5 protein-coding genes are annotated in these 4,348 nt (G+C 73.7%); 4 read left to right on the forward strand and 1 reads right to left on the reverse strand.

Features of this window, described 5'->3' with window-relative positions; translation table 11 throughout:
• From E1264_RS40655 to thiI, 4 genes are all read left to right on the forward strand, one after another.
• Positions 1 to 841, forward strand: an 841-nt coding sequence (locus E1264_RS40655; RefSeq protein WP_207936886.1) for a DUF692 domain-containing protein, incomplete at its 5' end; no start/stop codon positions are given.
• Complete coding sequence (locus tag E1264_RS40660; protein ID WP_207936888.1) at positions 838 to 1,311, forward strand: hypothetical protein; 474 nt, start codon at positions 838 to 840, stop codon at positions 1,309 to 1,311. The genes E1264_RS40655 and E1264_RS40660, both read left to right, overlap by 4 nt.
• Before the next feature lie 149 nt (positions 1,312 to 1,460).
• Positions 1,461 to 2,486: a 6-phosphofructokinase gene (locus E1264_RS40665; RefSeq protein ID WP_132182595.1), complete on the forward strand. Its 1,026-nt coding sequence runs from the start codon at positions 1,461 to 1,463 to the stop codon at positions 2,484 to 2,486.
• Positions 2,487 to 2,591: 105 nt separating this feature from the next.
• On the forward strand, positions 2,592 to 3,824 hold the full coding sequence (thiI, locus tag E1264_RS40670; RefSeq protein ID WP_132182597.1) for a tRNA uracil 4-sulfurtransferase ThiI: 1,233 nt from the start codon (positions 2,592 to 2,594) through the stop codon (positions 3,822 to 3,824).
• A 28-nt stretch (positions 3,825 to 3,852) separates the two neighbouring features.
• Here the strand turns inward: thiI and E1264_RS44250 are convergent.
• The coding region (locus E1264_RS44250; protein ID WP_207936890.1) for a DUF5954 family protein at positions 3,853 to 4,348 on the reverse strand (496 nt) is incomplete at its 5' end.

A 4,348-nucleotide genomic window follows, 5' to 3' on the forward strand; every position in this document is an offset into this window, starting at 1 on the left:
GGCTGCGGCGGTGGCGGCTGACGTGATCGCCCCGGACCTCGGGGTCGGGATCGGCTGGCGCCCGGAGATCGCCGGGTTCGTCGGCGCGCTGCCCGGGCTGCGCTTCACCGAGGTGATCGCCGAGTCCGTGCACCCGGCGCATCCCGCGCCCGGCCTGCTGGAGCTGCGCGACCGCGGCGCGGCGATCGTCCCGCACGGGGTGAAGCTCTCGCTCGGCGGCGCCGAGCCCGTGGACCCCGGCCGGGTCGCGCACCTCGCCGCCTGCGCCGAGGCCCTCGACGCGCCGCTGGTGAGCGAGCACGTCGCGTTCGTCCGGGCGGGCGGGATCGAGGCCGGGCACCTGCTGCCGGTCCCGCGGACGCGGGCCGCGCTGGACGCCCTCACCGCGAACATCCGCCGCACCCAGGACGAGCTGCCGGTGCCGCTGGCCGTCGAGCCCATCGCCACGCTCTTCGACTGGCCCGACGCCGAGTACGCCGAGGCCGACTTCCTGACCGAGCTGCTGGAGCGCACCGGCGCCCTCCTCCTGCTGGACGTCGCCAACGTGTACGCCAACGCCCGCAACCGCGGCGAGGACCCCGCCGCCCTCCTCGACCGCCTCCCGCTCGACCGCATCGCGTACTGCCACGTCGCCGGGGGCTCCGAGGAGGGCGGGCGCTACCACGACACGCACGCCGCCGCCGTCCCGCCCGAGGTCGTGGACCTGGTCGGCGAGCTGTGCGCGCGCCACCGTCCGCCCGGCTTCCTGCTGGAGCGCGACGGCCGCTACCCGCCCGCCGCCGAACTCCGGGCCGAACTCGACGCCATAGCGACCGCCTCCGGCTATGAGACCGTGACGTGAGCGGCCCGTACGACGCCGGGTTGGCGGCGGCGCAGGAGGCCCTCGTCCGCGCCATGACGGCGGGCGGGCCCATGCCCGAGGGGTTCGACGCAGAGGCGGTGCGGGCCGCGGCCTACGGCATCCTGCTCAAACGGGCCGGTGAGGTGGCCCGTGCCTGGCCCGCATTGGCCGCCTCCTACGGCCCGTCCTGGAGGAAGGCATTCGTCGCCTGGGCCGCCGAACGTCCGACGCAGGGGTCCTTCAGGGACGGCTGGGACTTCGCGCGGGCGCACCACGGCGATCTCGACCCCGGCGCGGCGCGGGAACTCGCGCTCGCCGAAGCCCGCTGGTCCTACGACGGCGCGTCGCCGCCGCGGCCCCGGAAGGCGGCGCTGCGGCGGGTGCCCGGCGGGGCGGCGGTGCAGGTCAGCGGGCGGGTCCGCGTCATCGGCCGGAATCCGGCGCGCCGATCCCGCCGCCCGGACCGATAACGGCGCACCGACCCCTCGGCAGGGGCTATGGTCTAGACCAATGGCGGCTCGCCGGGACACCCGGCGAACGGCCCGTGCCGCCATGCCCGGACGACTAGTCTGGCCATGTGAATCGAGGGAGGAGCCCGGTGGCGGGAGAAGGAGACGGCATGCGCGTCGGAGTGCTGACCGGAGGCGGTGACTGCCCCGGCCTGAACGCGGTGATCCGCGCGGTCGTGCGCAAGGGCGTTCAGGTCTTCGGCTACGAGTTCGTGGGCTTCCGGGCCGGCTGGCGCGGTCCCCTCGAAGGCGACACCGTGGCGCTCGACGTCCAGTCCGTGCGCGGGATCCTGCCGCGCGGCGGGACGATCCTCGGCTCGTCCAGGACGAACCCGGTCAAGGTCGAGGGCGGCGTCGAGCGGATCAAGGACAACCTGGCGGGCCTCGGCGTGGACGCGCTGATCGCCATCGGCGGCGAGGACACCCTCGGCGTCGCCCGCGAGCTGTACGCCAACGGCGTCAACGTCGTCGGCGTCCCGAAGACGATCGACAACGACCTCAACGCGACCGACTACACCTTCGGCTTCGACACCGCGGTGAACATCGGCATGGAGGCCGTCGACCGGCTGCACACCACCGCCGAGAGCCACCACCGCGCGCTGATCTGCGAGGTCATGGGCCGCCACGCGGGCTGGATAGCGCTGCACGTCGGCATGGCCGCCGGCGCCAACGTCATCCTGATCCCCGAGCGGCCCTTCGACATCGAGAAGGTCTGCGAGTACGTCGAGAGCCGGTTCAAGACCCGCTACGCGCCGATCATCGTGGTGTCCGAGGGCGCCCACCCGGTGGACGGGCAGATGCAGCTCCAGGCCAAGGAGCGCGACGCGTTCGGGCACGTCCGGCTCGGCGGCATCGGCCAGGCCCTCGCCGACGAGATCGAGAAGCGCACCGGCAAGGAGGCCCGCGCCACCGTGCTCGGGCACATCCAGCGCGGCGGCACCCCGACCGCGTTCGACCGCGTCCTCGCCACCCGCTTCGGCCTCCAGGCGATCGACGCCGTCAAGGACGGCGACTACGGCAAGATGGTCGCGCTCCAGGGCACCGACATCATCCGCGTCGGCCTCGACGAGGCGACCAAGGAGCTGAAGACCGTCCCGCTGGAGCGCTACTCCGAGTCCGAGGTCTTCTTCGGCTGACGGACCCTCCTGGCGGGAACACGTTTACGCGGTCGCGGCGTTGGCTTTCCTGGGCCACACTGGAAGCCCACCCTTCGGACCCTGTTCCCGCCAGGAGGATCACGCATGACGACGCTCGACCCCGCCCCGGCGGACGTCCGCGAGGAGTCGCCGGTCGACGGCGAGCCGTGCGTGCTGCTCAAGCTGGGCGAGGTCGTCCTCAAGGGCAAGAACCGCGAGCAGTTCGAGCGCCGCCTCGCCGACAACGTGCGCATGGCCGTCCGTCCCATCGCCCGGGTGGACGTGATCCGCCGCCACGGCGTGTTCATCGTCCGCAAGCACGACGCCGACCTGGCCACCATGGACCGGATCGCCCAGCGGGTCACCGACGTCATGGGCATCGTGTGGGCGCACCGCGCCTGGCGCGTCGGCAAGGACCTCGCCAGCGTCGAGCGCGCCGCGCTCGAGCTCATGGACGGCCGGACCGGCGCGTTCGCCGTCCGGTCCCGGCGCCGCGACAAGCGGTTCCCGATGACCTCCACCGGGCTCGACCGGCACATCGGCACGCTGCTGACCGCGAAGTACGGGCAGCCGGTCCGGCTCAAGGACCCCGAGCACACCCTGTCGATCGAGGTCGACCGCGACGAGGTGTTCGTCTACTCCGGCGGCCTCCCCGGCCAGGGCGGCCTGCCCGTCGGGATGAGCGGCCGCGCGCTCGTGCTGATGTCGGGCGGCATCGACTCGCCCGTCGCCGCCTACCGGATGATGCGCCGCGGCCTGCGCGTCGACTACCTGCACTTCTCCGGCATGCCGTTCACCGGGCCCGAGTCGATCTACAAGGCGTACGCGCTGGTCCGCGAGCTGGACAAGTTCCAGGGCGGGTCGCGGCTGTTCGTCGTCCCGTTCGGGAAGGCGCAGCAGCAGATCAAGTCGTCCGGCGCCGACCGGCTCGCCGTGATCGCGCAGCGCCGGCTGATGCTGCGCACCGGCGAGGTCCTCGCCCGCCGGCTGCGCGGCTCCGCGCTGATCACCGGGGACGCGCTCGGCCAGGTGTCCAGCCAGACGCTCACCAACATCACCGCGCTGGACGACGCCGTCGAGCTGCCGATCCTGCGGCCCCTCGTCGGCATGGACAAGATCGAGATCATGGATCAGGCGCGCCGGATCCGGACCCTCACGATCTCCGAGCTGCCCGACGAGGACTGCTGCACGATGCTGGCGCCGCGCCGCGCCGAGACCAAGGCGAAGATCGACGACCTGCGCCAGATCGAGAAGCGCCTCGACGCCGGGGAGCTCGCCGACCAGCTCGCCGACTCCGTCCAGGAACACCGCCCCGCCTACGCGGACCCGGCTTCCTGACGGCGGAGCGTCCCTGGCGGAAGGCGCCTCAGCGGGCGTCGAAGTCGGTGGGGCGCGGCGGCTCGGGGCCGTCGGGGCCCATCAGCGTGACGCGCTCGATGCGGACGATCCGGAACCGGCGCCCCGCGACGGCGATGCCGTTGCGGCGCGTCTCGTCCTCCATCAGCTCGGCCGCCTCGGCGAACCGGGCGACGTCCGTCGCGGCGGGGCTCTCCACCGCGGGCACCACGTGCCGGAAGTAGGTGACCAGCGAGTCGCGGGCCTGCTGCGGCGCGTCGTGAAGGCGCCCCACCGGGCGCCAGCGCCGCTCGCCGCGCTCCGCGACGGTGAACGCGGGCGCCAGCGCGACCGGGGTCAGGAACGCTCCCGTGGGCTCGCCGCCGCCGGCCGCGGAAGCGTCCAGCACCTGGCACAGCAGCTCGGACATCGCGTAGCCGGAGCCCGCGCCGTCCTCGGGCAGCAGGTCGTAGGGGCGGCCCGCGACCCGGTCGCGGGCGGGCAGCGCGTCCAGGTCGGTGGGGCGG

This window comes from Actinomadura sp. KC216 (assembly GCF_004348535.1).
Taxonomy (GTDB): Bacteria; Actinomycetota; Actinomycetes; order Streptosporangiales; family Streptosporangiaceae; genus Spirillospora.

Coding starts and splice junctions, on each gene's coding strand:
- thiI (WP_132182597.1), top strand. CDS start 2,592: ATGACGACGCTCGACCCCGCCCCGGCGGACGTCCGCGAGGAGTCGCCG.
- E1264_RS40665 (WP_132182595.1), top strand. CDS start 1,461: ATGCGCGTCGGAGTGCTGACCGGAGGCGGTGACTGCCCCGGCCTGAAC.